The organism is Amycolatopsis rhizosphaerae, from assembly GCF_007713715.1.
Taxonomy (GTDB): Bacteria; Actinomycetota; Actinomycetes; order Mycobacteriales; family Pseudonocardiaceae; genus Amycolatopsis_E; species Amycolatopsis_E rhizosphaerae.
On sequence record NZ_VJWX01000756.1, the window covers coordinates 1 to 2,149 of the forward strand.

General features: G+C 72.1%; 3 protein-coding genes. 1 reads left to right on the top strand and 2 read right to left on the bottom strand.

From position 1 onward, the window contains the following. The coding region (locus tag FNH05_RS36440) for a hypothetical protein (RefSeq protein ID WP_246128150.1) at positions 1 to 667 on the top strand (667 nt) is incomplete at its 5' end. Between the two features lie 7 nt (positions 668 to 674). On the opposite strand, the gene FNH05_RS36445 is transcribed toward FNH05_RS36440, so the two are convergent. Both FNH05_RS36445 and FNH05_RS36450 read right to left on the bottom strand, forming a co-directional pair. Next, positions 675 to 1,301, bottom strand: a complete 627-nt coding sequence (locus FNH05_RS36445) for a Maf family protein (protein ID WP_144593385.1) — start codon at positions 1,299 to 1,301, stop codon at positions 675 to 677. 81 nt (positions 1,302 to 1,382) lie between these two features. Then, positions 1,383 to 2,149, bottom strand: a 767-nt coding sequence (locus FNH05_RS36450) for an MFS transporter (protein ID WP_144593383.1), incomplete at its 5' end; no start/stop codon positions are given.

Sequence of the window (2,149 nt, forward strand, 5' to 3'; positions counted from 1 at the left end):
GGGGTACGTGGGCGGGACGTGGATTCCGCGGCCGGTGCTGGTCACGGCGGTGGTGGCCGCCCTGGTGACGGCCGGGTCGCTCGCCGCCGTCGCCTCGCTTCGCGTCGCGCGCAGCGGGGACAAGGCCACGATCGAGGCAAGCGCGCCCGCCCCGAGTGTGACGCCGGACCGCGAATGCGGTGGCGGTCCCTGCGACCTGCTGACCACCCGTTCGGCGGGCGGGGCGCAGGTGGAGCTGCGGGCGGACGCCACCGGGGCCAACGGGCGGGTGCAGGTGAACGGCATCGTCGTGCCCACCACCATCAGCGAGCTGGGGGCCCGGCTCACCGCCGATTCACTGACCTGCGTCACCGCGAACGTGTCGGCCTGCCTGGTCGGCGCGCCGCTCAAGGGCGGCAGGGTCGCCCAGTTGCTCGTCGGGCGCGGCGATGGCTGGCAGTCGGTCGACAAGCCGTACTTCTCCGACGCCGGGGTCATCGTGCTGGACACGGTGACCGGCGCGGACGCGCCCGACGTGGTCGTGGTGCAGGCTTCCCCCGCCCTGGCGCGCGTGTACGCCCTCGACGGCAGCGCCGTGGGGTGCACGAGGAAGTACGCCGCTCCCAGCCAGCTTCGCGGCTGGCCCCAGGTCCACGTCCTGCCCGCCGACCTTCGGCCCTGCCCGTGAGCGGCTGCTAGCGGGTGGGCGTCCACAGGTCGACGACGCTGACCCCGACCTCGGCGAGCAGGCGGCGGGTCAGCGGCAGGCTGATCCCGATCACGCTGGAGGGGTCGCCGTCGATGCCCTCGACGAACCAGCCGCCGCGGCCGTCCAGGGTGAACGCCCCCGCCACGGCCAGCGGCTCCCCGGTGGCGATGTAGGCCGCCAGCTCGTGAGGGCTCGGCTCGCCGAAACGCACCGTCGTCGCGTGGCTTCCGGTTGCCTGCCGGGTGCGCTCACCGTTTTCCACCCGCAGCACCGCGTGCCCGGTGAGCAGTTCCCCGCTGCCGCCCGCCATCTGGGCCCAGCGCTTCTGCGCGATCTCCGGCTCACCCGGCTTGCCCATCATTTCGCCGCCGATGGACAGCATCGAGTCGCAGCCGACGACCACGGCCTCGGTGTGCGTGCGGGCGACCGTGGCCAGCACCGCTTCGGCCTTGGCGAGTGCGAGCGCGGTGACCAGTTCCGACGGCGACGGGTCGGTCAGCGACGCGGCCACGGCGTCTTCGTCGACACCGGACACCACGACGCTCGGTTCGATCCCCGCCGCGCGGAGGACGCCGAGACGGGCCGGAGAGGCGGAGGCCAGCACGAAATGCAGCACGAGGGAAGGGTAGAGGCCGAGGCCGTGAGGGGGCCCCTCACGGTCGATTCGAGTGTGAGGGGCCCCCTCACGGACACGTCAGGCCTTCGCCGGTTCCGGTTCGGGGCGGATCGCGGGCGATGCGGGTTGCGGGGTGACCCGCCGCATCGCCAGCGCCGCCACCGCGCCGAGAAGCAGCACGGCGACCGGCAGGAGCATGGTTTCGCGTACCGCGTCGGTGAGTGCCAGGGGAGCGTTGCCGTGTTCGGCCGTCATCCAGGCCGTGATGCGGGCCTGCAGCAGCACTCCGATCGCGGCGCTGCCGAGCACGCCGCCGATCTGCCGTGAGGTGTTGAAGATGCCGGAGGCGGCACCGGCGAACTTGCGGTCCACCGAACTCATGGTCACGTTGCTCATCGGCGCGAACACGCTCCCCGTGCCCAGGCCGCAGAGCAGCAGGGTGGGCACGAGCGACCACGGGTTCGTGTCCGCCCGCGCCTGCAGGATCGAACCGGTCAGGCCCGCCGCCAGCGCGAGGAAGCCGGACATCACCAGGTACTTCGCGCTGACCCTGTCGGACAGGCGCCCGATGAACGGGGCCACGATCCCCGACAGCAGCGACATCGGCGCGGTGAGCAGCCCGGCCATGGTCGGTGACATGCCCAGCACGTTCTGCACGTAGACCACCAACGGGACGAACATGCCGGTCATCGCGAAACCGATCGCGGCCGCGGTCACCGTGCCCGCGGAAAAGTTGCGGTTGGCGAACACGCCCAGCGGGACCAGCGGCTCCCGCTGGTTGAACCGCTGCCACAGCAGGAAGACCACCAGCAGCAGCACACCGGCGCCGATGAGTTCGAAGATGG